The organism is Arthrobacter sp. AIWTK1, assembly GCF_056680535.1.
Window position 1 is genome coordinate 4,202,130 of record NZ_CM155287.1, and the last position, 26,733, is coordinate 4,228,862.

Annotated in this window: 28 protein-coding genes and 1 riboswitch; of the genes, 21 read left to right on the forward strand and 7 right to left on the reverse strand. The window is 68.4% G+C overall.

The features are described 5' to 3' along the window. Positions 1-139 precede the first annotated feature (139 nt). Both AC1MDG_RS19240 and AC1MDG_RS19245 read left to right on the forward strand, forming a co-directional pair. Positions 140-1,156, forward strand: coding sequence for a magnesium and cobalt transport protein CorA (locus AC1MDG_RS19240; protein ID WP_390247989.1), 1,017 nt, complete (start codon positions 140-142; stop codon positions 1,154-1,156). Then, a complete protein-coding gene (locus AC1MDG_RS19245; RefSeq protein WP_479806105.1) occupies positions 1,147-2,268 on the forward strand; it encodes a serine hydrolase domain-containing protein in 1,122 nt (373 codons plus the stop codon). The genes AC1MDG_RS19240 and AC1MDG_RS19245 overlap by 10 nt, the downstream gene beginning before the upstream one ends. Before the next feature lie 50 nt (positions 2,269-2,318). On the opposite strand, the gene AC1MDG_RS19250 is transcribed toward AC1MDG_RS19245, so the two are convergent. From AC1MDG_RS19250 to AC1MDG_RS19260, 3 genes are all read right to left on the reverse strand, one after another. Next, a complete protein-coding gene (locus tag AC1MDG_RS19250) occupies positions 2,319-2,864 on the reverse strand; it encodes a YceI family protein (RefSeq protein ID WP_479806106.1) in 546 nt (181 codons plus the stop codon). An 82-nt stretch (positions 2,865-2,946) separates the two neighbouring features. Next, positions 2,947-4,032: an LLM class flavin-dependent oxidoreductase gene (locus AC1MDG_RS19255; RefSeq protein ID WP_479806107.1), complete on the reverse strand. Its 1,086-nt coding sequence runs from the start codon at positions 4,030-4,032 to the stop codon at positions 2,947-2,949. 66 nt (positions 4,033-4,098) lie between these two features. Further along, positions 4,099-4,695, reverse strand: a complete 597-nt coding sequence (locus AC1MDG_RS19260; RefSeq protein WP_479806108.1) for a phosphoribosylanthranilate isomerase — start codon at positions 4,693-4,695, stop codon at positions 4,099-4,101. Between the two features lie 121 nt (positions 4,696-4,816). Between AC1MDG_RS19260 and AC1MDG_RS19265 the strand changes: the two genes are divergently transcribed. Then, a complete protein-coding gene (locus tag AC1MDG_RS19265; RefSeq protein WP_479806109.1) occupies positions 4,817-5,449 on the forward strand; it encodes a HutD/Ves family protein in 633 nt (210 codons plus the stop codon). A 6-nt stretch (positions 5,450-5,455) separates the two neighbouring features. Here the strand turns inward: AC1MDG_RS19265 and AC1MDG_RS19270 are convergent, their stop codons facing one another. Beyond that, positions 5,456-7,420 carry a glycogen debranching N-terminal domain-containing protein gene (locus tag AC1MDG_RS19270; RefSeq protein WP_479806110.1) on the reverse strand — a complete coding sequence of 655 codons (1,965 nt, stop codon included), beginning with the start codon at positions 7,418-7,420 and terminating at the stop codon, positions 5,456-5,458. Positions 7,421-7,647: 227 nt separating this feature from the next. Between AC1MDG_RS19270 and AC1MDG_RS19275 the strand changes: the two genes are divergently transcribed. The 3 genes from AC1MDG_RS19275 to AC1MDG_RS19285 all read left to right on the forward strand — a co-directional run bounded on the left by AC1MDG_RS19275 (position 7,648) and on the right by AC1MDG_RS19285 (position 9,630). Then, positions 7,648-8,844, forward strand: coding sequence for a LacI family DNA-binding transcriptional regulator (locus tag AC1MDG_RS19275; RefSeq protein ID WP_479806111.1), 1,197 nt, complete (start codon positions 7,648-7,650; stop codon positions 8,842-8,844). A 50-nt stretch (positions 8,845-8,894) separates the two neighbouring features. After that, positions 8,895-8,959, forward strand: a riboswitch (guanidine-III (ykkC-III) riboswitch). 9 nt (positions 8,960-8,968) lie between these two features. Then, positions 8,969-9,292 carry a DMT family transporter gene (locus tag AC1MDG_RS19280; protein WP_479806112.1) on the forward strand — a complete coding sequence of 108 codons (324 nt, stop codon included), beginning with the start codon at positions 8,969-8,971 and terminating at the stop codon, positions 9,290-9,292. Continuing rightward, the gene (locus AC1MDG_RS19285; protein WP_479806113.1) at positions 9,292-9,630 is read left to right on the forward strand and encodes a DMT family transporter; all 339 of its coding nucleotides are present in this window, start codon (positions 9,292-9,294) and stop codon (positions 9,628-9,630) included. Before AC1MDG_RS19280 ends, AC1MDG_RS19285 begins: the two co-directional genes overlap by 1 nt. On the opposite strand, the gene AC1MDG_RS19290 is transcribed toward AC1MDG_RS19285, so the two are convergent. Beyond that, on the reverse strand, positions 9,572-10,687 hold the full coding sequence (locus AC1MDG_RS19290; protein ID WP_479806114.1) for a LacI family DNA-binding transcriptional regulator: 1,116 nt from the start codon (positions 10,685-10,687) through the stop codon (positions 9,572-9,574). The two genes, AC1MDG_RS19285 and AC1MDG_RS19290, sit on opposite strands and share 59 nt — an antisense overlap. Before the next feature lie 195 nt (positions 10,688-10,882). On the opposite strand from AC1MDG_RS19290, the gene AC1MDG_RS19295 reads away from it, so the two are divergent. From AC1MDG_RS19295 to AC1MDG_RS19315, 5 genes are all read left to right on the forward strand, one after another. Further along, positions 10,883-11,803, forward strand: coding sequence for a pullulanase X25 domain-containing protein (locus AC1MDG_RS19295; RefSeq protein ID WP_479806115.1), 921 nt, complete (start codon positions 10,883-10,885; stop codon positions 11,801-11,803). Beyond that, on the forward strand, positions 11,751-13,961 hold the full coding sequence (gene pulA, locus AC1MDG_RS19300; RefSeq protein ID WP_479809144.1) for a pullulanase-type alpha-1,6-glucosidase: 2,211 nt from the start codon (positions 11,751-11,753) through the stop codon (positions 13,959-13,961). Before AC1MDG_RS19295 ends, pulA begins: the two co-directional genes overlap by 53 nt. 139 nt (positions 13,962-14,100) lie before the next feature. Next, a complete protein-coding gene (locus tag AC1MDG_RS19305) occupies positions 14,101-14,700 on the forward strand; it encodes a nucleoside/nucleotide kinase family protein (protein WP_479809145.1) in 600 nt (199 codons plus the stop codon). A 92-nt stretch (positions 14,701-14,792) separates the two neighbouring features. Beyond that, a complete protein-coding gene (locus AC1MDG_RS19310; RefSeq protein WP_479806116.1) occupies positions 14,793-15,812 on the forward strand; it encodes an aldo/keto reductase in 1,020 nt (339 codons plus the stop codon). 21 nt (positions 15,813-15,833) lie between these two features. Beyond that, the gene (locus AC1MDG_RS19315) at positions 15,834-16,484 is read left to right on the forward strand and encodes an MBL fold metallo-hydrolase (protein WP_479806117.1); all 651 of its coding nucleotides are present in this window, start codon (positions 15,834-15,836) and stop codon (positions 16,482-16,484) included. Positions 16,485-16,634: 150 nt separating this feature from the next. Here the strand turns inward: AC1MDG_RS19315 and AC1MDG_RS19320 are convergent, their stop codons facing one another. After that, positions 16,635-18,530, reverse strand: a complete 1,896-nt coding sequence (locus AC1MDG_RS19320) for a DEAD/DEAH box helicase (RefSeq protein ID WP_479806118.1) — start codon at positions 18,528-18,530, stop codon at positions 16,635-16,637. Positions 18,531-18,966: 436 nt separating this feature from the next. Between AC1MDG_RS19320 and AC1MDG_RS19325 the strand changes: the two genes are divergently transcribed. From AC1MDG_RS19325 to AC1MDG_RS19370, 10 genes are all read left to right on the forward strand, one after another. Beyond that, positions 18,967-19,470 carry an Asp23/Gls24 family envelope stress response protein gene (locus tag AC1MDG_RS19325; protein WP_479809146.1) on the forward strand — a complete coding sequence of 168 codons (504 nt, stop codon included), beginning with the start codon at positions 18,967-18,969 and terminating at the stop codon, positions 19,468-19,470. Beyond that, entirely contained in the window at positions 19,467-19,658 is a 192-nt protein-coding gene (locus tag AC1MDG_RS19330; protein ID WP_479806119.1) for a DUF2273 domain-containing protein, read from the forward strand. Before AC1MDG_RS19325 ends, AC1MDG_RS19330 begins: the two co-directional genes overlap by 4 nt. After that, positions 19,655-20,089, forward strand: a complete 435-nt coding sequence (locus tag AC1MDG_RS19335) for a hypothetical protein (RefSeq protein ID WP_479806120.1) — start codon at positions 19,655-19,657, stop codon at positions 20,087-20,089. The genes AC1MDG_RS19330 and AC1MDG_RS19335 overlap by 4 nt, the downstream gene beginning before the upstream one ends. Further along, positions 20,086-20,667, forward strand: coding sequence for a hypothetical protein (locus tag AC1MDG_RS19340; RefSeq protein WP_479806121.1), 582 nt, complete (start codon positions 20,086-20,088; stop codon positions 20,665-20,667). Before AC1MDG_RS19335 ends, AC1MDG_RS19340 begins: the two co-directional genes overlap by 4 nt. Then, the gene (locus AC1MDG_RS19345) at positions 20,664-21,281 is read left to right on the forward strand and encodes a hypothetical protein (RefSeq protein ID WP_479806122.1); all 618 of its coding nucleotides are present in this window, start codon (positions 20,664-20,666) and stop codon (positions 21,279-21,281) included. The genes AC1MDG_RS19340 and AC1MDG_RS19345 overlap by 4 nt, the downstream gene beginning before the upstream one ends. An 80-nt stretch (positions 21,282-21,361) precedes the next feature. Beyond that, entirely contained in the window at positions 21,362-21,592 is a 231-nt protein-coding gene (locus tag AC1MDG_RS19350) for a CsbD family protein (RefSeq protein ID WP_479806123.1), read from the forward strand. A gap of 73 nt (positions 21,593-21,665) precedes the next feature. After that, positions 21,666-22,247 (forward strand): RNA polymerase sigma factor, encoded by a 582-nt coding sequence (locus AC1MDG_RS19355; protein ID WP_479806124.1) that lies wholly within the window; start codon positions 21,666-21,668, stop codon positions 22,245-22,247. Continuing rightward, a complete protein-coding gene (locus AC1MDG_RS19360) occupies positions 22,244-22,849 on the forward strand; it encodes an Asp23/Gls24 family envelope stress response protein (protein ID WP_479806125.1) in 606 nt (201 codons plus the stop codon). Before AC1MDG_RS19355 ends, AC1MDG_RS19360 begins: the two co-directional genes overlap by 4 nt. After that, positions 22,846-23,265, forward strand: a complete 420-nt coding sequence (locus tag AC1MDG_RS19365) for a hypothetical protein (RefSeq protein ID WP_479806126.1) — start codon at positions 22,846-22,848, stop codon at positions 23,263-23,265. The genes AC1MDG_RS19360 and AC1MDG_RS19365 overlap by 4 nt, the downstream gene beginning before the upstream one ends. Before the next feature lie 432 nt (positions 23,266-23,697). Beyond that, positions 23,698-25,188 (forward strand): amino acid permease, encoded by a 1,491-nt coding sequence (locus tag AC1MDG_RS19370; RefSeq protein ID WP_043484654.1) that lies wholly within the window; start codon positions 23,698-23,700, stop codon positions 25,186-25,188. Here the strand turns inward: AC1MDG_RS19370 and AC1MDG_RS19375 are convergent. Continuing rightward, the gene (locus tag AC1MDG_RS19375) at positions 25,185-26,651 is read right to left on the reverse strand and encodes an MFS transporter (protein ID WP_479806127.1); all 1,467 of its coding nucleotides are present in this window, start codon (positions 26,649-26,651) and stop codon (positions 25,185-25,187) included. The two genes, AC1MDG_RS19370 and AC1MDG_RS19375, sit on opposite strands and share 4 nt — an antisense overlap. Between the last annotated feature and the right edge of the window lie 82 nt (positions 26,652-26,733).

Here is a 26,733-nt window from a genome sequence, read left to right on the forward strand (position 1 = left end):
TCCGGCGGGACCCGGTCTTTACGAAATCCTTACGCTGCACTTTCACGGCTTCGCGGCAGCCGGGGAGCATACTGTTGGCAGCGTCCCGGCGAAGGGCTAACGTCACAGCAAGGGGGCGGTCCGCAGAGGGAGGCGCAGCGTGACGATTGTTGACAATGCCGTCTATGTGGATGGCCGCCGGACCACCGACCCGGAAGGGCTTGAAGAGACGTACTTCCTGCTGCGGCAGCGGGAGGGGATGGCCTGGATCGGGCTGTACCGGCCGGACTCGCAGGAACTGCGTTCCGTGGCAGACGAGTTCGAACTCAGCCATTTAGCCGTGGAGGACGCCCTGACCGGGCACCAGCGGGCAAAACTTGAGCACTACGGCGAGACCCTGTTCCTGGTGCTGCGCCCGGCGCGCTATCTCGACGACGTCGAAAAGGTCGAGTTCGGCGAAATCCACGTGTTCGTAGGCACGGACTTTGTGGTCACCGTCCGCCATGCCGAGTCCCCCGACCTTGCCCGCGTCCGCCGCAGGATGGAATCCCAGCCCGAGTTCCTGGCGCTGGGACCGGACGCAGTGCTGTACGCCATCCTTGACCAGGTGGTGGATGAATACGAGCCGGTGGCCGCCGGGCTGGAAAATGACATCGACGAAATCGAGGATGACCTCTTCGGCGGCGATCCGGACGTGTCACGCCGGATCTATGAGCTCTCCCGCCAGGTCATCATGTTCCAGCGCGGAACCAGTCCCCTTGCCGGGATCCTGCAGGCCCTGCTCACCGGCACACCCGAGCACCGGCCCGGCCCCGAACTGCAGGACCACCTGCGCGACGTCCTGGACCACGTCCTGCGGCTAGGCGAGCGGACCGCCTCCTTCAGGGCCTTGCTGCAGAACGCGCTAACCGTCAACGCCGCACTGGTGGCCCAGCGGCAGAACGATGAGATGCGGCGCCTGACGGAATCCAGCTTCGCGCAGAGCGAGCAGGTCAAACGCATCTCCTCGTGGGCCGCCATCCTCTTCGCCCCAACCCTGGTAGGCACTATCTACGGGATGAATTTCCGCACCATGCCCGAGCTCGACTGGGTCTTTGGCTACCCCATGGCGCTGGGCCTGATGGCGGTCATGGGCGTGATCCTGTACGCGGCCTTCAGGCACAACAAATGGATCTGACCGCGTTCCGGTGGGCCCTCACCGACACTGCAGCCAAGGCCCGCGTGCCGGGAATGTCCGTGGCCGTCGTGTCACGGGAACGCGTTCTCTATTCGGGCGGGACCGGCTATGCGGACCTCCATGCCCTGTCCCCCGCAGCTGCGGAAACTGTCTATCCATGGTTTTCGATGACCAAACCGGTGACAGCCACTGCCGCCCTGCGGCTATCCGACCAAGGGCTCCTGGACCTGCACGCACCCGTGCACGAATACCTGCCCTGGCTGCGCGCGCCCGGCCCGGCCCAGCCCACCGTGTGGCAGCTGCTCAGCCATTCGGCGGGGCTGGGCAATCCGCTGCCCGTGAGATGGATTCACCCCGCAGGCACAACGGGGCCGGACCAGGAACAGCTGCTGCGGGAACTGATGGCCAGGCGCCGCGCGTTCCGCTACCGGGTGGGAGGCGCCGGGCACTACTCAAACGTCGGCTACCTTGTGGCTGCGCAGGTCGTCAGCCAGGTGTCCGGCGAACCGTTCACAAGCTACGTCCAGCGCGAGATCCTCGGGCCGCTGGGGATGGATTCGACCGGCTTCTCCTATCCGCCGGCGCGTCCGGCGGCCACCGGCTACGTCCGCATCCGCCGCGGGCTCGCGCCTGTGCTGGCACGAATCCTCCCGCCAGGGACGCTGGGGCCACGGCACGGCGACTACTCGTCACTCACCCCGTTCCTGGTTGATGGCGCGGGCTACGGCGGCCTGGTGGGAACCGTACTGGACGCGGCCGAGTTTGCCCGGCTGCACCTCAATGACGGGCTGGCCGCGGCTCCCGGAACCACAGCCCCCGGGACTGCCGCCGGCCCCGCAGGGAACCGCGTCCTGCAGGAAGCCACGGCGCGCGCGATGCGCGACATCCAGGTCAAAGGAAAGCAGTTTGACCACTCTGCAGGCTGGTTCCGAAAGCACACAAGAGGGCCTCACGGTTCCTACGTTGAGCACTTCGGCACCGGGCTGGGGTTTTGGAACATCATGCGCCTCTACCCGGAACGGGGCAGGGCAATCGTGCTCATGTCCAACAGTTCCACGAGCTACGACTACGCCTCCCTGTTTTCCCTCATCCTGCGCATACCCTGGACCTGAGCGGGCGCGGACCCGAGCCGGCGCGGCGGCCCCCTTGCGCGCTCCCGTGCCTAGCTCTGCTTGACCAGGGCCGCCTCCACGTTGATCTTGACCTTGTCGCTGACCAGCAGGCCGCCGGCTTCGAGGGCCGCGTTCCACGTCAGTCCGAACTCCTTGCGGCTGATCTCGGCCTCGGCGCTGAATCCCGCCCTGGTGGCGCCAAACGGATCAACCGCCACGCCGGTGAATTCCACTTCGAGTTCCACAGGCTTGGTGATGCCGCGGATGGTGAGGTCGCCGGTGACCGTGTAGTCCTCGCCGGCGCCTTCGATCCCCGTGGCCCGGAAAGTCATCTCGGGATACTGCTCGACGTCGAAGAAGTCCGCTCCGCGTACGTGGGCATCACGGTTCGCGTCGCCGGAGTCGAAGCTCGCCGTCTTCACGGTGGCGTGCAGGCTGGAGGCCGCCAGGGACGTGCCCACGTGCGCCTCCGCCGAGGCGTCGGTGAAGCGGCCGCGGACTTTGCTGATGCCGGCATGGCGGACGGTGAAGCCGATCTCGCTGTGGGACATGTCGATTGTCCAGATGCCGGGGGTAATACCTTGGGGCAGAGTCACAACGGGTCTCCTTTGACTCGGTTGGCGGGCCTGGCCCGCCGGTTCTTCGGGGTGGTCCCCAGCTGAATGCTAGCGAACACCCTCAGCCACGGCTAGCCTCCGCACCCGGCACCTCAGCCGGGGCTGTAGCCGCAGACGCAGCCCACTTCGGCTGCCAGCCGATGGCCGGGGCGATGTGGCGGGCAATGTTACCCAGGAGTTTGGCGTTGAAGTCCACGCCCAACTGGTTGGGGACGGTGAGGAGCAGGGTATCGGCAGCCTGCACCGCGGCGTCTGCCGCCAGTTCCTCGGCGATCGCCTCCGGCTCGCCCACGTAGCTCTTCCCGAACCGTGCCACCAGCCCGTCGATGATTCCCACCTGGTCCCGCTTCTCCCGCAGGGCGCTGAGCCCGAAGTACCGGCGGTCCTCGTCGTCGACGATGGGCAGGACGCTGCGGCTGACCGAAACCCGCGGCGTGTGCTGGTGGCCGGCGTCGGCCCAGGCCCTGCGGAACATGCTGATCTGCTCCGCCTGCAGCTCGTCGAACGGCACACCGGTGTCTTCGGTCAGCAGGGTGGAGCTCATCAGGTTCATGCCCTGTTCAGCGGTCCACACCGCAGTGGCGCGGGATCCGGCACCCCACCAGATCCGGCGGGCAAGATCCGGCGAGTTCGGCTGGACCGGCAGCTTGCCGGGTCCGCCGCCATAGCGGGGATCCGATTCAGCCACTCCGGCGCCGGTAATGGCGTGGCGGAACAAGGCGGTGTGCCGGCGGGCCATATCCGCCGGGCTCTCGCCGTCGGCCGGAACATGGCCGAACACGGCGGCGCCGTCCCGGGCCGGTTCGGGTGAACCGCGGCTGACGCCAAGCTGCAGCCTCCCGCCGCTGATCAGGTCCGTGGCGGATGCTTCCTCCGCCATGTACAGCGGGTTCTCGTACCGCATGTCGATCACGCCGGTGCCCATTTCGATCCTGCTGGTGCGGGCGGCGATGGCGGCCAGCAGCGGAAACGGGGACGCATGCTGGCGGGCAAAGTGGTGCACGCGGAAATAAGCGCCGTCGATCCCCAGTTCCTCAGCTGCCACCGCCAGGTCGATGCCCTGCAGCAGGGCGTCCCGGGCCGTGCGGGTCCGGGACCCTTCAACGTTGCCCCAGTGGCCGAAGGAAAGAAATCCGATGCGCTTCATGCCTGCGGCAACAAGAACCGCGCGCCATCCATTCCGGCTGAAGCCGTGCATTCCGGTGGAAGGGTGTTACGCCTTCGCTGCCAGCACGAACGCCCTGATCTTCGCCAGGTCCTTTACTCCGCGGGAGCTTTCGACGCCGGAGGAGACATCCACTCCCCACGCACCGGCTTCCTTCGCGGCCCGGGCGACGTTAGCGGGGTCGAGGCCCCCTGCCAGCAGCCAGTTCCGGCCGGCCAGCCCTTTGGCCTGTACCGAGGCGTAGTCCCAGGCCTCGCCGGAGCCCGGAACGGCGGCGTCGATCAGCAGCAGTTCCTCGCCCCAGCTGCCGAATGCTTCCGGGGAGGCACCCATGGTGACGGCCCGGATCACCTTCATGCCGGCGTCGTGCGCTGCTGTGACGTCCTGCGGGGTGCGGTCCCCGTGGAGCTGGATCCAGTCCAGGCCGGCGTCACGGGCGACGGCGATAGCATCCGCCACCGCCTCGTGGCGGAACACGCCCACTGCCGGGGTGCCGGCCGGAACCTCGGCAAGGAGCTCCCGCGCGCGGGCAGGCGTGACCTCGCGCGGGCTCTTGGTCAGGACAAAGCCGACGGCGTCCGCACCGGCGCCGGCCGCTTCCCGGACTGACTCCGGCGTACTCAGCCCACATACCTTGACGAACATCCTTGGCTCCTCCTGCCGTATTTCCTCCACCTGACGTTAGCAAGCCCAAGAGTCCTCACGGACACCGCTTCCCCGACGTCACCGCCGCCGCGGCCCGGCGTCAGGCCGCTAGGCTGGGCGGATGGAGATCATCCGCTATGCAGAACTCAGGGCCGAACCGTGGCGCAACAAGGGCGGGGTCACCCGCGAACTGGCCAGCCATCCGAAGGCTGCCTCCGCCCAGGACGGCGCGTGGGACTGGCGGGTGAGCATCGCCGAGGTGTCCAAGGCCGGCGCGTTCTCCGTTTTTCCCGGCATGGACCGCGTGCTCACCGTGATCGAAGGCGAACTCCTCCTGCTGACGGTTGACGGCGCCGAACACCCGCTGGAGAAGTACCGGCCGTTCCGGTTTTCCGGCGACGCCGACACGGCCAGCGCACTGCCCACGGGCGACATCCGCGACCTCAACGTGATTACCCGGAACGGTGCCTTCAAGGGGTACACGTCCATCATCGAACTCTCCAAGAAGCGCGCCCACCCCGTCTTCGAAGGCCAGCTGGGCATCCTGCTGCAGGGCCAGGCCACGGTCACCCCCGGCACCGCCGGCGGCGGGGACGCGCCCGACGACGGCGAAGCACCGGAAGCAGCTGAAGCTTCCGGCGAGCCGGAAACGCTGGGCCGCTATGACGCCGTCGTCGGTTCCGACTCCGGTACGCCGGAAATCCTGGGCCGCGGCTTCCTGGCCGTCGTGTCGATCGACCGGGTGACCGGCTAGACCGGGTTACAGGCTGGCGGCCGACGCCTGCAGGTCCTCGCGCTGCGCCGGCTGTCCGTTCGGGGCGAGCGCAGCGGCTATCACCACCGAACTGGCCGAGGCCCACGCCTGCGGACGGCAGCTCGCGGGGAACGGCACGGGGGTGCGCATGGTGTCCGAGCCGTGTCCGCCGAAGAGCTCCGGCAGCCGCCAGTCGTTGGCTTCGGCCACGTGCAGCAGTCCGGCGGCGAGCTGCGCGGCTTCATCCGGGAAGCCGTCCGCCAGCATTCCGTTGATGATCAGGGCCGTGTCGTGGCTCCAGACCGCGCCGGCGTGGTACCGGGTGGGCCAGTAGCCCCCGTTGGTGGTGGACAGGGTCCGGACGCCGTAGCCGGAGAACATGGTGGGGTCCATGACCCTGCGCACCACAATCCGCTGTTCCTCTTTGTTGAGGATTCCGGTGCCGAGCAGGTGCCCCATGTTGGAGGTCACGCCGTCCACCGGGCGCTTGTCGGCATCCAGGGCGAGCGCGGGGTAGGGACCCAGCTCGTCTTGGCACCAGAACTGCGCCCGGAAGCGCTCGGCCATGCCGGCCGCGTAGTCACGCCATTCCTGTGCCCCCGGTCGCCCGAAGGCGTCCAGGATCTCGGCGCCCACCACAGCGGCCTCGTAGGCGTAAGCCTGGACCTCGGCCAGCGCAATCGGCCCCTTCGCCAGCGAACCGTCGTGCCAGCGGATGGCGTCGCCGGAGTCCTTCCAGCCCTGGTTCACCAGGCCCTGGCCGGAGGCGTCAAGGTATTCCAGGAAGCCGTCGCCGTCGAGGTCGCCGTGGTCCCTGAGCCATTCGAGGGCGTCCTGGAGGTTGGGCAGGAGTTCCTCCACCTCGGCATCCGGCATGCCGGCTTTCCAGGCATCATGCAGGAGGCAGATCCAGAGCGGGGTGGCGTCGATGGTGCCGTAGTACACCGGCGGCAGGCGCAGTGCCTGCCCGCTCTCGGCCATGGTCAGGACGGTCCGGCGGACCTCGTGCAGGATCTTGCCCGGCTGGACGGCCGTGGTGTGGTCCGTCTCCGTGCCCTGCCTGCCGGCGAGCGCGCGGAGCGTTCCGCCGGCAATGTCCGTGTTGATGGGCAGCAGCATGCGCGCCGCGATGATGGAATCGCGGCCGAACATGGTGAAGAACCACGGGGCGCCGGCCGCCAGGAACGTGTCATGCGGATGTGAGTGGTGGGCCAGGCGCAGGCTGTTGAGGTCGCTGACGGACCGTTCCAGGAGACGGTTGAGCCGGGGATCGTTTGAGGCCGGAGCAACGATGGGCTCCCCGTCCGCGGCGAGCATCGGGGAATCCTCGTCCGTCAGGTCCACCGCCCAGGCCAGCTCCACGGGCACTCCGGGAAGCACCTCAACGGCCCAGTCGATGGTCACCGTGCTGCCATGGATGCTGACGGTTCCGTTGTCCGCCGTGAGAGCCAGGGTGGTGTCCTTGTCCCGCCAGGACCAGGTGGTCCCCTGCGGCTCCACCGGGGCGTCGCCACGCATACCCTGCTTGATGGTCTCCATCGTGGTGTTGTCCGCGCCAAGGGTCAGCCGGACCGTCAGCGACACCGGCTCCCGCATGGCCGATTCAAGGCGCAACGTCTCAGCCACCCGGCCGGAGCAACCGGTGAGGGTTTCGGTGTCCCCGCCGGGACGGATGCGGCCGGAATCTGCTGTGCGCGTGCGCACCAGGGAGAGCAGGGGGTCCGCTACTTCGGCGTCGGCACGCACAAAGTAGATGTAGTCGGTTTCCTTGGAGGAACGCAGCTGCGTGGACACCCACTCCGGTTCCCGCCCGTCCACCGTGAGGACTGCGGTTTTGAGCACGCGGTCATCGCCACAGTAGATCCCCTGCGCGCCGGCGTGACGGATCTGGCCATGGGCGTCGGACCATGCCTGGATGGGGGCGCTGAAAACGCCGGAGAGATTGTGCAGGTATGGCTGTTCAGAGGCCACGGTGAAACAACTCCTGTGCTGCTGGATGTGGGTGCGGAGGCTGGTGTCCGCAGTACCGGGCGTGAACCTGGGCGCGGAAAATTTGATCGATCAAATTTGTGCGGTTAAATCGTCTCACACGTTAGTCTGTGAGGGAAAAGTCCGCCATGCCGCGGCCTTGCCGGGACGCCCGCCGGCCACTGCCTGCATGCCAACCGCCCAATACCCTCGCCCTAAGGAGTTCCCGCTTGTCCCGGCCCACCCTCGCCAGCCTGGCCAGCGAACTTGCCGTGTCACGGCAGACCATCTCCAACGTGCTGAATGCGCCGCACAAGGTCAAGCCCGCCACCCGGGCGCGCGTCCAGGCGGCCATCGCCGCGGCCGGCTACCGGCCCAGTGCGGCCGCCCGCCAACTGCGCACCCAGCGCTCCATGAACCTCGGCATGCGGCTCCTTCCCGCCACGGACGGCATCAACGGCGCCGTCCTGGACCGCTTCCTGCACGCGCTCACGGAAGCAGCCCAGTCGGCCGGCTACCGGCTCACGCTGTTCTGCGCCGACTCGGACGGCGACGAAATCCGCCAGTACGAGGAACTTCTGGACGTCGCCGGGCTGGACGGATTCATCCTCACCTCCAGCACCCCAAACGACGCACGGACACGGTGGCTGCAGGAACGCGGCACGCCCTTCGCCGTTTTCGGCCGGCCCTGGGACGCCGCCGGGCACCCGGCCGCGGCAGCCCACCCGTGGGTGGATGTGGACGGGGCTGCCGGGACGACGGCGGCCGTAGAGATGCTGCTGGCCCAGGGCCACTCGAGGATCGGATTCCTGGGCTGGTTCACGGGTGATGCCGTGGGCGCGGACCGCCGCCGCGGCTGGGAGCGCGCCATGGCTACGGCAGGCTACGGCAAGGATGTGCGCGGCCTCGGGGTGGAAGCGCAGGACACCGTTGCCGGCGGCGCGTCCGGCGCAGCACTGCTCGTCTCACGGGGAGCCACGGCCATGGTCTGTTCCAGCGACTCACTGGCCCTGGGCGCCATGGAGAAGCTCCGGGAATTACGGGCTGGCAGTTCCGTTTCCGGGCAGGCCGCGGAACCGGTCGCCGGACAGGCTGCCGGGCTGAATGGCCCAGGCGGCCTGGCCGCCGTCGTGGGCTTTGACAACACTCCCGTGGCTGCCGCGCTGGGACTCTCCAGCGTCGCCCAGCCCGTGGAGGAGGCCGCGCGGCACATCATCCGCGTGCTGGCCTACGAGCTGGCGGGAGGCGGCTCCCTTGCCGCGACGGACGCCGTCGGAGTTGACGCCGGAGCCGCCCCTGCAGCCCCCGCCCCGCCGGAAAGGCAGCTCCTCCTTGCGCCGCACGTGGTGGAACGGATTCCGCTGCCGCTGGCAGCAACCGGCAGCAGCCAAGGCCCCACGGCGGCGCCATCCACGCAGCCCCGGTGAGCTTGGCCACCAACGGTGGTCCCCCGCCGTCGGGCGTTGCTACGCTGGGAGCAAGGTTTCCCTCCCGACCTCCGGACGACGGTTCAGTACCCGGCACGCGACAAGACTGGCCAAAGGATCTGTCATGTCGTGGTTAATCCTCATCCTTTCCGGGGCGCTCGAGGCCGTGTGGGCCGCAGCGCTGCACCGGACGTCGCAGGCCACGGGCCGCCGGCGTGTGCTGCCCGCGGCGGTCTTCCTCGTATCAGTCATCGCCAGCACCGGCGGCCTCGCCGTCGCGATGCAATCCATCCCGACAGGTACCGCCTACGCGGTCTGGGTGGGTGTCGGCGTCGTACTGACCTCCGCCTACGCGATGGTCACCAAAGTGGAACGCGCGACGGCGGCGCGGCTGCTGCTGCTCGCCGGTATCGCCGCGTGCGTGGTGGGCCTGAAGGTGGTGGCGTAATGACCAGGAATGCCATTGCCTGGCTAATCCTCCTCGCTTCCGCCGTACTGGAGGCCGTCTGGGCCACTGCCCTGGGACTGTCCGACGGATTCTCGCGGGCGCTGCCGACTGCCGTCTTCGCCGTTACCGCAACACTGAGCATGGCGGGACTGGGAGTGGCCGTGAAGTCAATCCCGCTCGGGACCGCCTACGCCGTCTGGGTGGGCATCGGCGCCGCCCTGACCGTGGGCTGGGCCATGGCCACCGGCGTTGAGCCCGCCAGCCCGCTGAAGCTGCTGTTCATTGCCGGGATCGTGGGCTGCGCGGCGGGGCTGAAGCTGCTGCCGCAGGACCGGTAGAGCCGCGCACCACCAGGTCGGACGCCAGGACCACCGGCGAGCGGCTGGAATGTTCCCCGGCAATTTCGGCCGCCAGGGCATGGACGGCGGCGTGCGCGATTGCGGCCACAGGCTGCCGGAGCGTGGTCAGCGGCGGATTGGTGAGCGCCATCAGCGGAGAGTCGTCGAAGCCCACGATGGACACATCATCAGGCACGCGCAGCCCCCTGGCACGGGCCGCCCGGATGGCACCGAGGGCCATGACATCGGAAGCACACACAATGGCCGTGTGCCCGGAGTCCAAAAGCTCATTCGCCGCGCTCTGGCCGCCTTCCACGGTGAACATGCTGGTGGCCGTGTGCGGTTGCGGGTCCTCGGCGCCCAGGTACTCGGCAAGGGCGGAGCGGAACCCGGCCAGCTTCTGCCTGCTGGGGATGAAGCGGTGCGGGCCGATCGCCAGCCCCATCTTCCGGTGGCCCAGGCTGGCAAGATGCTGCACCGCGGTGCTGATTGCCGCGGCGTCGTCATTGGACACTGAGGCGGCGGCCAGTTCCGGGCGGGCGCCGTTGACCAGGACGAACGGGATGCCCCGGCCGCGCAGCCGGTGGTAGCGCTCCAGGCTGGCCTGTCCGTCAGCGTGCGAGCTGCAGATGAAAATGATCCCGGACGCCTCCTGCGCCACGAGCATTTCGATGTATTCGTCCTCGGAGCGTCCCCCGCCCGGCAAGGCGCACAACACCGGGATGAAGTCCTCCTGGGACAGCTGGGAAACCATAGCCTGCGCGATTGCCGGAAAGATCGGATTGGTCAGGTCCGGGACGATGATCCCCACCTGGCCCTTGGTGGTGCTCCGGGCACGGTCCGGCCGCTCGTAGCCAAGGTCGTCCATCGCGGCAAGAACCGCCTGCCGCACCTCGCGCGACACGCCTTTCCGGCCGTTGACCACGCGGGACACGGTGGCGATGCTGACGCCAACCTTCCGGGCGAGGTCCTCCAGCTTCGGCCGCTCCGGGGAGGCAGGTTCCGCGGAGGAAGGTTCCGGGGAGGCAGGTTCCGCGCGGCCCGCTGTCGTGCTCATATGGCTCCTTCACCGGAACAGCCGTCCGGACGTCATGGTGCTCCCAGTCTACGTAAATAGCACGTCACTTTTCATGAAAACAGGACGCAAAATTTTCCGTAAATGGTTGACGTGCGTCACAAGCGGTCCCTAGGCTCATCGGTATCCCCGCTCACCGCCGATGCCGTTCTGGGGCATTGCCAAGGAAGGTCTCCCATGATTCGCCACTCCCGCCCGCCCGGGTCCCCGCCCGCCCTCAGCAGGAAACTCCTGGCGGCGCTGGCCGCAGCCTGCGTCACCCCCCTCACCCTCGGCGGCCTCGCCCTCCCCGCGTTTGCGGACCACACCGCCACTCCGGGGGCGGTGGCGCTCGTCGGATCGCTGCAGTCCGAAGTCGGCTGCCCGGGCGACTGGCAGCCCGAGTGCACCGCCAGCAGGCTGCTGCCGGTGGAAGGGTCGGCAACCCTCTTCCGGGCCACCTTTGATGTCCCCGCCGGCACCTACGCCATGAAGGTCGCCCTCAACAATTCGTGGGACGAGAACTACGGCGCAGGAGGAGTGGCCGGTGGCGGCGACATCGTCCTCAACGCGCCGGGAGGACCGGTGACGTTCACCTACGATCACGCCACCCACGCCCTCTCTGACGACGTCCCGGACGCGCCGGGCGCGGACGCCGGGGCGCACTGGCTGACAGCGGACACCTTCGCCTGGAAGGCCCCCGTAGCCGAGGGTACGAGCTACCGGCTCTACAGCGCCCCCGACGGCGGCCTGGCGCTTGCAGACGGACAGGTCACCGGCGGTTCCGCCCTTCCCCTCGAACTCGAGGCCACGGGGTTGGATGCCGGCCTCGCGGCCAAGTATCCGCACCTGGCGGGCCTTGCCTCCCTGCGGTTGACGGAAGCCGGCGCACGCCAGGCCAGGGAACTGCTCAAAGGCCAGCTGCTGGTGGCCGCGATCGGCCCGGACGGCAAGGTCACAGCCACCACCGGGGTCCAGGTCCCCGGTGTCCTGGACTCGCTCTACCCCGGAGCCGCGAAAGCAGGAACTCGGCCTGACCTGGAAGGGCAAGCGGCCCGAGCTTTCGCTGTGGGCACCCACGGCCCGCAGCGTCACCGTCCACACCTACGCCTCAGGTAGCGGCGGCCAACCCGTGGCCAGCACGCCCATGAAGCCCGCCAGGGACGGTGTGTGGTCCGTCGCCGGGGACAAGGACTGGAACGGCGCCTACTACCTGTACGAAGTGGAGGTGTTCGTCCCGGAAACCGGCAAGGTTGAGCGGAACCTGGTCACGGACCCCTACAGCGTTGGCCTTTCCGCCAACTCCGAACGCAGCCTCTTCGTGGATCTGGATGACAAGTCGCTGGCGCCGGCCGGCTGGGCCAAACTTCAGAAGCCCGCGCTCAGCAAACCGGAGGACCTCTCCCTCTACGAACTGCACGTGCGCGACTTTTCCATCACCGACGACTCCGTTCCGGCCGAGCACCGCGGCACCTACAAAGCGTTCACGGACACCGGCAGCAACGGCATGAAGCGCATCAAGGAACTGGCGGACGCCGGGATGAACGCGGTCCACCTGCTGCCCGTCAACGACATCGGCACCATCGAGGAGCGCCGCAGCGAGCAGCGCGAACCGCTCTGTGACCTCGCCGCCCTTCCCGCCGACTCGGAAGAACAGCAGGCCTGCGTGGCCGGGACTGCAGCCAGGGACGGCTTCAACTGGGGTTACGATCCCCTGCACTACACAACCCCGGAAGGCTCCTACTCCACCAACCCGGACGGACCCACCAGGATCACGGAATTCCGCGGGATGGTGGCCGCCCTGAACACCACCGGCGCGCGGGTGATCCAGGACGTTGTCTACAACCACACGTCCAGCGCCGGCCAGTCCGGGAGCAACAACCTCGACCGGATCGTCCCGGGCTACTACCACCGGCTGAACGCCGTCACCGGATCCCTGGAGACATCCACGTGCTGCGCCAACACCGCCACCGAGAACACCATGATGGGCAAGCTTATGGTCGACTCGCTGGTGACGCTGGCCAAAACCTACAAGCTGGACGGTTTCCGCTTCGACCTCATGGGGCACCACTCAAAGCAGAACATGCTGGACGTGAGGGCAGCCCTCGACAAGCTGACGCTGCCCAAGGACGGCGTGGACGGCAAGAACATCACCCTGTACGGCGAGGGCTGGAACTTCGGCGAGGTGGCCAACAACGCCCGGTTCGTCCAGGCCACCCAGGCGAACATGGCCGGGACCGGCATCGGCACGTTCAACGACCGCCTGCGCGACGCCGTCCGCGGCGGAGGCCCGTTCGACCCCGACCCGCGGGTCCAGGGGTTTGCCTCCGGCCTGTTCACGGATCCCAACAATTCCCCGGCCAACGGCACCCCCGAACAGCAGAAAGCCGCCCTTCTCCTCGCCCAGGACCTGGTGAAGGTGGGCCTGACCGGCAACCTGAAGGACTACTCCTTCGTTGACCGCACCGGCGCCACCGTCAAGGGTTCGGACGTGCCGTACAACGGCGCCCCGGCCGGGTACACCAGCGATCCGCAGGAAGCCGTCACCTATGTGGAGGCCCACGACAATGAGACGCTGTTCGACGCCCTCGCCCTGAAGTTGCCGCAGGACACTGTCATGGCCGCCCGCACACGGATGCAGACCCTCGCGCTCAGCACCACGGCCTTCGGCCAGGGGATCTCCTTCTGGCACGCGGGCGGCGAATCGCTGCGCAGCAAGTCCCTGGACAGGAACAGCTACGATTCCGGCGATTGGTTCAACGTCCTGGACCATACGGATGCCACCAACGGCTTCGGCCGCGGCCTGCCGCCAAAGCCTGACAACGAGGACAAGTACGGCTACATGCGCCCGCTGCTGGCAGATCCGGCCCAGAAGCCGGCTTCCACGGACATGGCAGAAGCCCGTCAACGGGCCGAGGAGCTGCTGCAGATCCGCAAGAGCACGCCGTTGTTCCACCTGGGAGACGCCGGGCTGGTCCAGCAGAAGGTGTCTTTCCCGGCAGGCGGCCCGGCACAGACGCCGGGCGTTGTGGTGATGCGCATTGACGACTCCGTCGGCACGGACGTGGACAAGAACCTGCGCGGACTTGTGGTGGTGTTCAACGCCTCGGATGAGGCCACCAGCCAGACCGTGTCCGGCACGGCAGGTTCCGCCTATGCCCTGCACCCGGTGCAGGCAGGCGGCGTCGATTCCGTGGTCAAGGCCGCCGCATATGACGCGCAGTCGGGGACCTTCACCGTCCCCGCCCGCACCGTGGCGGTATTCCAGGCCAAGTAAGCAACGGGCAGGGCGACGCGAAACGGGTGAGGACCAGCACCGGATTAGGCTGGTGGCCATGGCAACTTCACCGGTGGACCCGAGCCCTGCCCCGCAGCCGGACGCCGCCGCGCTCCGGCATCCCGAGGTGGCGGCGGCCGTGGCGGACCTGCGCAGCCGCCTGGCGTCCGGGAACCGGACGCTGCTCGGCATCACGGGCGCGCCGGGGTCCGGTAAATCGACCTTTGCGGCCGCCCTGCACACGCTCTTCGGCCCGGAACTGGCCGTGGTGGTGCCGATGGACGGCTTCCACCTGGGCAACGCGATCATCGACGGCACGCCGCTGCGGCAGCGCAAGGGGGCGATAGACACGTTCGACGCCGGCGGTTACCTTTCGCTGCTGCAGCGGCTCGCGCGGCGGGATGAGCCGGTGGTCTACGCACCGGATTTCCGGCGGGAAATCGACGAGCCGGTGGCGGCCTCCATCGCTGTTCAGGCCGATGTGCCGCTGGTGATCACCGAAGGGAACTACCTGCTGGCGGACCACCCGGTGTGGCGGCGGGTCCGCGCGCAGCTGGACGAGGTCTGGTTCATGGATACTCCCCCGGGACTTCGCCTCGAACGGCTGGTGGACCGGCATGTGCACTTCGGCATGGACCGGCCGGCCGCGGAGCAATGGGCCGCCGGCTCCGACGAAGCCAACGCGCGGCTGATCGAAGCCACCCGCCCGGCCGCAGACCGGATCATCCCCTGGTCCTAGGAAATGGGCCCAGGAATACCGGCCTTCCCGCTGGAGTTCATGGCTAGGACGGCACTTCCCGGAATACACAAAGCAGCGAAATGGAGACTCCCATGGCAACGGCATCCGCAGCATCAGTCCACCTCGGCGACGGCCTGAACGTCAGCCCCCTGGGGTTCGGCGGCATGGCCCTCACCCCGGTCTATGGCGAAGTGGACCAGGGCGAGGCCCTGCGGACCCTGCACCATGCGGTGGATGCGGGCGTCAGCTTCATCGACACGGCGGACATCTACGGCGGCGGCAGCAACGAGGAACTGATTTCGCAGCTGCTCAAGGAGCGCCGGGACGACGTACAACTGGCCACCAAGTTCGGACTGGTGGGCACGCCCAGCAAGGGCTACACCGACATCCGGGGCGACGGCCCCTACATCCGGCAGGCGGTGGAAGCCAGCCTCCGCCGGCTGGGCACCGACACCATTGACCTGTACTACATGCACCGCCGCGACCTCCGCGTTCCGATTGTGGAAACCGTGGAGGCCATGGCGGCGCTGGTGCAGCAAGGCAAGGTGCGGCACCTCGGCCTGTCGGAAGTGACGGCCGAGGAGTTGCGGGAAGCCAGCAGCGTCCACCCGATCGCTGCGGTCCAGAGTGAATGGTCCATCTGGAGCCGCGATGTGGAACGCAACGTTGTTCCTGCGGCGGCCGCGCTCGGGGTGGGGTTTGTGCCTTATTCGCCGCTGGGCCGGGGATTCCTCACCGGCACAGTGGACGCTTCGAAGCTCGGGAGCGGCGACTTCCGCCGCAACATCCCCCGCTTCGCCGCGGATGCGGCGGATGCCAACCAGGGGGTGGTGGCCGCGGTTCAGGCGGTCGCAGCCGAGCTCACCGTCGCCGGCGAGCCGGCGACTCCTGCCCAGGTAGCTCTGGCCTGGCTGTTTGCCCAAGGCAAAAAGCTTGGCCTGCCCGTGGTTCCCATCCCGGGCACGCGCAAGGCGGAACGGATCGACGAGAACCTGGGTGCACTGTCGCTCAACTTCACCAGTGCGCAACTGGAGAAGCTCGACGCCGCCGCGGACGCCGTCGTCGGCTCCCGCTCTGCGGACCCCACGTGGGTGTCCCAGGGCCGCGAATAGTGTTTCCGTAGACTGAAGCCCATGGATTCCCTCATTCACGACCTGCGTGACATCACCATCCGCCGGATTTCTGTCAGCGAGATGGACAACAACGTTTATCTGCTCACGGCCAAGGCTTCCGGCGCGCAGCTCCTGATCGATGCGGCCGATGATCTGGCCGCCATCCAGCGGCTGCTTGCCGATGCCGCCGCGGATACCTCCGCGGCGCCAAAGCTGGCACTGATTGCCACCACCCACCAGCACTGGGACCATGTCCGTGCGCTGCCGGGCCTGGTGGCGGCCACCGGAGTGAAGACCGCGGCCGGGACGGATGACGCCCCGGAACTGCCGGTGAAGGTGGATGTGCTGCTGGATCACGGCGACGTCGGCAACTTCGACGGGTTCGACGTGACGGCGGTGCACCTTCGGGGACACACGCCGGGGTCGGTGGCGCTGGTGTACCAGGGCCCCGAAGGGCCTGCGCACATCTTCTCCGGCGACTCGCTGTTCCCGGGAGGCGTGGGCAACACCCAGAACGATCCGGAACGCTTCAACCAGCTCATCACAGATGTGAGCGAGCGGCTGTTCGACGTGTATCCGGATGACACCGTGGTGCACCCGGGCCACGGGAAGCCCACCACCCTCGGCGCGGAGCGCCCGCACCTTGAGGAGTGGCGCGCCCGCGGCTGGTAGGACCAAAAAACCTCATCGAGTGCTCCAGAAACGCCGTTATGAACCTTCTAAACGGCGGTTGCGGGGGCCCACGCCGGCAGGGTCCCCTGGCCGAGCTTGCGAGGCTAGGGTGCCGGTTGCGGAGCACTCGATGGTGGTTAAGCGGGCTTTTTAGCGGCTGCGGCGTTCGTTCGACGCCGGAGCCGACGCGCGGCGGGGTCCGCCGCTGCGTGCCGGACGGCCTTCGCCGGAGCGGCCGTTGCCGCCGCCGGAGTAGGATCCGCCCGAGGTTCCGCCCGTGTTGGAGGACCAGACCGCAGCGTTGCCGCCGGACTTGCTGCCGGCAGCGGCGCGCTGGCCCGTTGCCGGACGTCCGCTCCGCTGGCCGCCGGTTGCGCCGCCGGTGCGGGGCGCACCACCGCTGCGGGGTGCCCCGCTGCGCGGTGCACTGGTGCGGGTTGCGCCGCCGCGGGCATCGCCACGGCTGTCGGACGTACGTGCGTCAGATCCGCGGCCGGCCGATGCACGGCCACCTGCCGCGGGAACATCGTTGTGGTGCGAGTAGGCTGTGGCGCGGCCGCGGCCCCGGGCGTTGCGGCGCTCGGCGCGCTCGGCATCGGCGCGGTCCTGGTTCTTCTCCGCCACGCGCTCAGCGGCGTTGCGGGCAGCGGCCTGGCCTTCATAGGCCACGGCGCGGCGCTCGGAACGCGGAAGATCCGTGCGCGGAGCCTCGGCCGAAACCCGTCCGCGTCCGCCACGTCCGCCGCGGCCACCCGTAGTGGGTGCAGCCTGGCGGCGGGCGCGCTTGCGCTCGGCGTTGGCACCGGTGGACGTGCCGCCGCCGTGCTGCGCGGCCTTGGCGGCGAGCAGTGCGGCGCGGGTGCGCGGGTCGATCTTGTCGGCCATTTCGCCCACCAGTTCGGCGACCAGCGGTGAGTTGGCGGTGACGCGCTCGAAGTTGACCTCTACGCCGGCAGCCTTCATGAGCTTCTTGACGTCGGACTGCTGCTCCGGAAGGGTCAGCGTGACCACGGTGCCGTCGGAACCTGCGCGGGCCGTACGGCCTGAGCGGTGCAGGTACGCCTTGTGCTCCGTGGGCGGGTCGACGTGGATCACCAGTTCGACGTCGTCCACGTGGACGCCGCGGGCGGCGACGTCGGTGGCCACCAGGACGCGGACGTCGCCGGAGGAGAACTCGGCGAGGTTGCGGTCACGGGCGTTCTGCGAGAGGTTGCCGTGCAGGTCGACGGCGGGGATGCCGGCGTCGGTCAGGGTCTTGGCAAGCTTGCGGGCGTGGTGTTTGGTGCGCATGAAGAGCACGCGGCGGCCGGCACCCGAGGCGAGCTCAACGATCAGCTGCTTCTTGACGGTCTGGTCGTTGACGACGAGCACGTGGTGTTCCATGGTGGTCACCGCGGCCTGCGGATCGTCCACGGAGTGGGTCAGCGGGTTGGACAGGTAGCGCTGGACGATCTTGTCCACGCCGTTGTCCAGGGTTGCGGAGAAGAGCAGGCGCTGGCCCTGGCTGGGAGTCATGTCCATGAGCTTCTTGACCACCGGAAGGAAGCCGAGGTCGGCCATGTGGTCGGCCTCATCGAGCACGGTGACCTCGACGGCTTCGAGGGTCAGGATGCGCTGGCGGATCAGGTCCTCCAGGCGGCCCGGGCAGGCGATGACGATGTCGACGCCGGCGCGCAGCGCCTTCTCCTGGCGGGCCTGGGAGATGCCGCCGTAGACCACGGTGGTGTTCAGGCCCATGGCCTTGGCCATCGGCTCGATGGTGGCGTTGATCTGGGTGGCCAGCTCGCGGGTCGGCGCAAGGACCAGGCCCATCGGGCGGCCGGGCTTGCGGAAGTGCTTGGCTTCCCGCTCAGCGAGTCGTGCTACAAGCGGGATGGCGAAGGCGATGGTCTTGCCGGAGCCGGTGCGGCCGCGGCCCAGGACGTCGCGTCCGGCCAGGGTGTCCGGGAGGGTCTTGACCTGGATGGGGAACGGCTCGGTGATTCCCTGGGCGGTGAGGGTGTCGGCAAGTTCTTTGGGCGTGCCGAGGGCAGCAAAAGTAGTCATGTGTTTCAAAGGTCTTTCAGGCGGTATCCGTGCGGATATCGGCCCCCGGTGCCGGTTGGCCCAGGGGTTCGCCGAAGAAAAGTCAGGTGATCAACCGGGCTGCTGCAAACCTTGCGGTAGCGGCGGCCGGGACCAAATAGAACGCGTTCATCGACGCAGGATGTGCCTCTCACATGAAAAAAACCCACTCCCTGCCGGACAAATCCTTCGGGGAATCCGGTTGATGAACCGAATCAAAGTGGGCATCACTGCACATCAAGTTCCACCAGTCTAGCATCCGCACGACTCGGTCCCGTGTTCGGTGCGGCCCCGGCACGGCCACGCCCGCCTCAAGTGTGAGGCGGCTCATACAAAGTCCCGCGTGAGGATTGCCGTACGGGTTGCGTCTTACTGATGTCGGCACCACCGCGGTGCCTGCATCAGATGACCAGGAGTGATTGTTGTGACGACCCAGACCCAGGCCAAGACCCCCGCCGATCTGACCAAGCCCCAGGCCCCCGCCGCACCGGCAGCTCCCGCCACGCAGCTCAAGAACGCCGGCAAGGACGGCCGCGGCGCCACCACGGTTGCCGACGGCGTAGTGGCCAAGATCGCGGGCATCGCCATCCAGGAGATCGACGGCGTCTATGCCCTCGGCGGCGGCGCGGCCCGTGCCATCGGATCCCTGCGCGAGCGCGTGGGCCAGAAGGACCTCACCCAGGGCGTCAACGTGGAAGTGGGCCAGACGCAGGTGGCTGTGGACGTGACGCTGGTGGCGGAGTACCCGCACGCTTTGCAGAAGGTGGCAGTTGATGCCCGCGACGCCGTCTACACCGCCATCGAGGACCTCGTCGGCATGGAGGTCACCGAGGTCAACGTCACCATCACGGACATCCACGTCCCGTCCGACGACGACGACCAGGATGACCCCGCCGACCGCCGCGAATCGCGGGTAGCTTGAGCCCCGCAGTCGCCGGAGCCGCCATCGGAGCCGTCCTCGCGGTGGTGGCCCTGGCCTTCGGCTTCTGGGGCTTCCTCCTCACAGCCCTCCTGATGAGTGCGGGCGCGGCCGCGGGGCGTGCTGCGGAAGGCAGGCTGGACCTGCACGGAGTCCTGGACGCCCTGCGCGGCAAGCGCTCATCGTTGTGAGCGCCGGACTGACGCGCCCCCAGGGAACGCAGCCCCGGGGAACGCAGTCCCAGGGAACGCACCCCCGGCAGTCGCGGACGGGCCACACCAGGATCACGTCCAGGGCGCTGACGCAGGCCGTTGAGGCTGTCGCCGCGCAGGCCTTCGGACTTCCGCCCGGCACTGTCAAGGCAAAGCTGCGGGACGACGGCGGTCTGCTCGCCATCACGGTGGCGGTTCCGCTGCCCGTGCCGCCCCTCCTGGACCTGGTGGCAGCGGACCCTGCCGCGGACGAACGTGCTGAGCCCGCTATGCCCACCGTGTTTGAACAGTCGGACACGGCCAGGGCAGCCATCATCAAGCACACCGGTGCGGTCACCGGAACGGCAGTCCGCCGCGTGGACATCCGGCTGACGGATTCCCACCGGGCCGGCGGAAAGGCGCTGCCATGAGCGGAAAACTCCACATCAGCCGGACGGTCCGCCGGGAAATGCATTCCTCGCGCGCCGCCGCTTCCGCAGCCACGGCAACCGCTGCCGCCGGGCTCCTGCTGTGGCTGGCACTCGAAACCGCCCTGTCCGCGGTGGGGCAGCAGCCCCTTATCGTGCGGCCGCCGGATGCGGGAAGATGGCTCGCTGGCACCGCGGACTCCGCGGCCCCGTCCCTGCTGACTGCCGCCGGCGCCGGGCTCGGCCTTGCCGGACTGTTATTCCTGGCGCTTGCTGTCGCACCCGGACGGCGGCCGCGTCACGCGCTTGGCAGCGACCGGGCAGCCATCGTCGCGGACCACGAAGTCATCGCCGCGGCGATATCCCGGGCCGCGCGCCGGCAAGCGGGCGTCGCACCGGGCCAGGTCTCCACCACCGTCGGCAGCCGGACCGTGAACGTCACCGTCCACCCGACGTCGGGCATCCCGGTCGACGCTGACGCCGTCAAAGCGGCGGTCGACGTCGAAATCGGTACGTACGTGCTGCCCCGCCGGATGCGGAGCAACATCCGCGTCTCCACCAAGGGGGTGGTCGGCCAATGAGCGGAACACACCGCGGCCTGAACCGCTTCCTCCTCGCGCTGACCGGACTGATGCTGCTCGCGGCCGGTGCCCTCGGCGTGGCTGCCGGGACCCTTCCCGGAGTTGCCGCGCACTGGGCTGCGACCGGGCGGGACGCCTGGGGCCGGACCCGCGATCTCCTGGCGTCCGCCCCGCTGCCGGACGGCATCACCAGCTGGTGGACGATTGCCGCCGTCGGCGTCCTGCTGCTGGGGGTGGCACTGATGGTCGGCTGGCTGGCCTCCCAGGGCGGCGGCCGCACCAATGTTGTGGCGGAAACGCCCGACGCCGGCCAGGGAACCACCACCGTGGAAACGGGCCTGGTATCCGGGCTGGTCACCGAAGCATTGGCGGGCAACCGCCTGGTGCTGGCCGTATCCGTCACAGCGTGGCGGATCCGGGGCGGCGCCGGGAAGCAACCCGCGGTAAGAATCAGCATCCAGGCCCGCCATGGCGCCTGTCCTCGGGAGCTCGCGGACACCGTCGAACAGCTCGTCTCCGGACTGGACCGGTTGCTGGGCCATCCGTTTCCCGTCCTGGTTCGAATCACTGCCGGGACCAGGACGCGCCTGGCCCGGCCCGACCGCGCCCGCTGACAGCCACACCCGCACCACCACTTGAACCGAAGATCACCCGGCACCGGGAACATACCGGAACCATCACGAAAGGACATCCCATGGGACTCGAAGGCAAAGGCCGCAACACCGTCATCAACCACCTCGGCGGTGCCAAGGAGCAGGCCGGCCGGCTGACCGGCAACGAGGACCTGCAGCGCGAAGGCCAGGCGGACCAGGCCCGGGCGAAGCTCGGCGAGGCCGCCGAAGCCGCCAAGGACGCAGCAGCCGACATCGGCGGGAGCATCAAGGCAGCGGCACAGCAGCTCAAGGACGGCCTCGGCAAGGGCTAAGCGAAACGGCCAAACCCCTGGTGAGAGCCACCCCGCCTCAAACCCGCCGCGCCGGAGAGGAAAGCAGAATCAATTGGACGGTCCAACATCCGTGCCGCATGGCCTGGAACTCGTTCCGGACGCCATCCTTGCCGGGCGCGCCTCTGACGGGGACACCGCCGCTTTTGAAGCCCTGGCCCGCCGGTACGGGCCCCAGATGCGGGCATGCGCCCGCCGGATCACCGGGTCATACGCGGACGCCGATGACGTGGTCCAGGAGTCGCTGATGCAGGCGTGGAAGCAGCTGGACACGCTGCGGGACAACGGAGCGGTGAAGGGCTGGCTGCTGCGGATCACGGGAAACCGCAGCATCGACCATCTGCGGCGGCGGAAGGTCCACCCGGAGCTGGACGCGGAACCTGAAGCGGCAGCCGATGGCGCAGGCAACCACCACAATCCCGAATCGGCGGCAGTCAACGGATCCCGGGTAGCCGCCCTGAGGGCAGCACTGGCCCGGCTCCCGGAAGAGCAGCGCCGCTGCTGGGTCCTGAAGGAGTTCGGCGACCAGAGCTATGAGGAGATCGCGTCTGCCTTGAACATCAGTTCAGACAGCGTCCGTGGCCGGCTGGCGCGGGCGCGGGTCACGCTGGCCCGCGAAATGGAGGAGTGGCGATGAGCATCCCGGACAGGAACCTCGAATGCGGGCACAGCCTCGAAGAGCTCAGCACCTACCTGGACACCGGTGACATCCCCGATCCCCAGCACCTGGCGGAATGCCCGGACTGCCAAGCGGCACTCGCCTCCCTTCGCAACCTCAAAGTCCTGGGCACCGAATTCCTCGGCGAGGAAATCGCGGCTGCGGGCAAGGGGACGGACGACTGGATGCAGGCGATCCTGGACAACCTGCGCCTTGAGGTGCGTCCCGGCCGCACCATTCCGCTGCGGCCGGAGCACCCCGGGGACACCCTGTCCGAAACAGAGGGCGCCATTACGGCGCTGGTCCGCGCAGTGGGAGACTCGATCGCAGGGATTGCCGTGGGCAAGTGCCGGATCCGCGGGGATGTCACAGTTCCCGGCGCTCCGGTGACAGTGGAGGTCCAGCTGGCTGTGCTCTACGGCCACCCCATGCTCGGAAGGGCCGACGAACTGCGTGAACACCTCGCCGCCGCACTCGCCCGCCACACGGAACTGAACGTCGCGGCGATCGACCTGGCGGTTTCTGACGTCCTGCAGCCGCGTCCGGCCACGCCGCCCACCCCGGAGGAGCCCCAGCCATGAACCAGCCCCTGCCCGCGGCCGACGAACTCTATGAGGTCATCCGTTCCGTGGACGGCGTCACCGCCGTATATCCTGCCCGCCCGGCGTGGCAGAACATTGCCGGTGCAGCGCTGAGCGCAGTTACCGGCGTTCAGCTCCCGCCCGTCCTGGTCCTGCCAGGCGCGGAGGCGACCGGGGCACTGCCATGCGCGGAGGCGCTCGGCACGACGGCGGAGGCGCTCGGGGCACTGCCAGGCGCGGAGGCGCCCGGCACGACGGCGGAGGTCAGGACCCGGATCGGCGTCAGCTCCGCGCACCGGGCTCCGGACGTCTGCCGGGACGTGGCGGCAGCCGTCCGCCGGCACCTCGATCCGCTGACCGTCACCGTGGACGTGCAGGTCGCCGCAATCTCCGGTCCCCTGCCGATGCCCCGGTAGCCGCTCCCCCGCAGCCCACGCCTCCCCATCAGTGTTACGCCCAACAACGGACTACAGTTGATGCCTTGAGGCTCGACGTTTGTCGAGCCTCAAGCGCCACGGACTGCGGCCTTTCCGCGTCCCCGGGAGACGACGACAGGGAGGCCCCGCCATCGCCGGACAGCCCGCCACCGCGCCGGGGCACGCCCTTTCCCGCCGTGTGAGCCGTCGGCCGGCCGGAGCTTCCCGCCCCCGAAAGCCCGGGGTCCCGCCCCGCAGCACCGGGGGCACCCATGCGCCGGAGGGGCTTCCAGCCGGCCCTAGTCTTAATCCGCACCCCAACTGTTACCTACGTCACACCTGTGGCGGCTCCGTGCGGACGGCGGCGCAGCACCCTGCCCCACGGCAGTCCGCCTGCGACGCAGTTCGTCTGAGACAAGGAAAGAAGCACTGATGTCTGAACGCACCACCACGGTTGCCAGGAACACTGCAACAGAACCCGCCAGCGGAGGCCACAGCAAAGAACCGCACCTCGCCCGGGCATTGGGCAACCGCCACATCCAGCTGCTGGCCATTGGCGGCGCCATCGGCACCGGATTGTTCATGGGCTCCGGCAAGACGATCTCCCTCGCCGGCCCGTCCGTCATCTTCGTCTACATGATCATCGGCTCCATGCTGTTCTTCGTGATGCGCGCCATGGGCGAAATCCTGCTCTCCAACTTGAATTACAAGTCCTTCAGCGACTTTGCCGGAGACCTGCTGGGCCCGTGGGCCGGGTTCTTCACCGGCTGGTCCTACTGGTTCTTCTGGGTTGTCACCGGAGTGGCGGACATCGTGGCAATTGCCGGCTATGTGGACAAGCTGGCACCCGGCACGCCGCTGTGGATCCCCGCGCTCATCACCCCGGTGGTGCTGATCCTGCTGAACCTTCCCACGGTCAAGGCCTTCGGTGAAGCCGAATTCTGGTTCGCGATCATCAAGGTGGTTGCCATCCTGGCGCTGATCGGCACGGGCATCGTGATGATCGCCACGAACTTCACCTCCCCCAACGGCGCGGTGGCCAGCCTCGCCAACATCTGGAACGACGGCGGCATGTTCCCGCACGGCATGTTCGGTTTCATCCTCGGCTTCCAGATCGCCATCTTCGCCTTCGCCGGCATTGAACTGGTGGGCACGGCGGCAGCTGAAACCAAGGACCCGGAGAAGAACCTTCCGCGGGCCATCAACTCCATCCCCATCCGCGTCCTGCTCTTCTACGTGGGCGCCCTGGTGGTCATCATGGCGGTCAACCCGTGGCGGACCATCGACGCCGCCAGCAGCCCGTTCATCGGTATGTTCACTCTGGCCGGCCTGGGCATCGCGGCCGTGGTCATCAACCTGGTGGTCCTCACCTCGGCGGCTTCCAGTGCCAACTCCGGCATCTACTCCACTTCGCGCATGGTCTACGGCCTGGCCCAGGACGGCAACGCCCCGAAGGCCTTCGGCAAGCTGAGCATCCGCAAGGTTCCGCAGAACGCCCTGCTGTTCTCCTGCATCTTCCTGCTAGCCGGCCTGGTGCTGCTCTACTCGGGTGACTCCGTCATCGGTGCGTTCACGGTGGTCACCTCGGTTGCCTCCGTGCTAACCATGTTCGTCTGGTCCATGATCCTGGTCAGCTACATCATGTTCCGCCGCCGCCGGCCCGAACTCCACGCCGCGTCCGCCTTCAAGATGCCTGGCGGCGCCTTCATGCCGTACGTGGTGCTGGCGTTCTTTGTGTTCATGCTCGTGGCCCTTGCCCAGGCTGAGGACACCCGGCTTGCCTTGGTGGTGGCTCCCCTGTGGTTCCTGATCCTGGGCGCCGCCTGGTACTTCAACCGCAAGACGCCGCTCCAGCAGGCCCGGATCGTGGAGTGGCAGGCCGAGTCGGATTCGGACAAGGCAAAAGTCAACGCCCTGAGCTAAGACCTTTTACGCCCCGCAACCCGCGGCGAAACAACCACAGCGACGACGGCGATGGCGGCCGTGAGGGCGAAGACTCCTGCGAAGGAGATGCCCGAAACCCCGCCCGCCGTCGTCGTTGCCGTGTTAGCTGCCGACAACGCACCGAACACGATCCCGGTGGTGGCCAGGGCCAAAGCTCCGCCGAGGGAGTCGGCAATGGACATGGCCGAGCTGTTGAACCCCTCAGTGTCCGGCGTGGACATGGCCAGGGTCATGACGCTCAGGCGCGGATACATCAGTCCCATGCCGCCGCCGGCGGAAATCCAGCCGGCAAGCGCGACGGCGGCGGGCCAGCCCAGGAGCGTGGTCACCAGGGCAACGACGACGGCGGCAAGCACCATCGCTGACCCGATCTTCATGGCGCGGACATGGCTGAGCCTGCCGCCCAGCCGGCCCTGGACCGCGGACGCTCCGGCCCACGCGAGGGCGCCGCCGGTAAGGGTCAGGCCGGCGAACGTCGGCGAAAAGGAGTACCGCTCCACCAGCAGGTACGGAAGGTAGACCTCCGCTCCAAAGAACGCGGCGGAGACCAGCCCCCGGGCCAGGATGACGCTCGGCAGCCCCCGCCGGGCAAGCAGGGTGCCGCGGGGCACCAGCGGGCGTACCGCCACCAGTGCAATCACGACGGCGGCCGCCGCCAGGTAAGCTCCGGCTCCCGGGACCTGCGCCGACAGGTTCAGGCCCAAAACGGCCAGCGCCGCCAGGGCGGCCCACGCGAGCCGGCCGTAGGACCACCGCTGCGGGCCACTGGTTCCCTCCGGTGTGCCGGCTTCGGCAGGGGTGGCATTGGCAGGGTCATGGTGCAGCCCGCGCAGCGCGGGAACAATCATCAGGAGCGCCGGCACCACCAGGCCCACCACGCCCAGGAACACCCAGTGCCAGCTTGCCGCCTGGGCCACAATTCCGGCCGCGAACGGGCCCACCAGGGACGGAACCACCCAGGCCGCGGAAAACGCGGCGAAAATCTTCGGGTGCAGCGCCGGCGGGTATACCCGCGCCACCACAACGTACAGGGCCACGGTCATGGCTCCGCCGCCCAGGCCCTGCACCAGCCGTCCGCCCACCAGGGCAAGCATGCTTCCTGCCGTTCCGGCGATCAGCAGCCCCAGCACGAACAGGGCCACGGAGGCGTACAGCGGACCCACCGGTCCACGGCGGTCGGACCAGTTGCCGGACGCCACCATGCCGATCACACCGGTCGCGAGGGGCCCGGCGAAGGCCAGGGCGTACAAGGCGGCGCCGTCCAGCTCGCGGCTGACCAGCGGCATGATGGTGGTCACGGCCAGGGACTCGAAGGCAGCCAGGAACACCAGGGCGCACGCGCCGGCCGTTACCAGCAGGTAGTGGCGGTGGAGGATGCCGGCCGTCTCGGGGGCGGCGGCAGGGGCGCTTCGTTGCACGGCGGGAGCCTGATCAGTCGTCATGGATGGTGCCTGCCATTAAACACCCCGGGCCGCGTTGTTCGGGGTCATCCTGAACAACACGGCCTGGGGTGCGTGCCGGCAA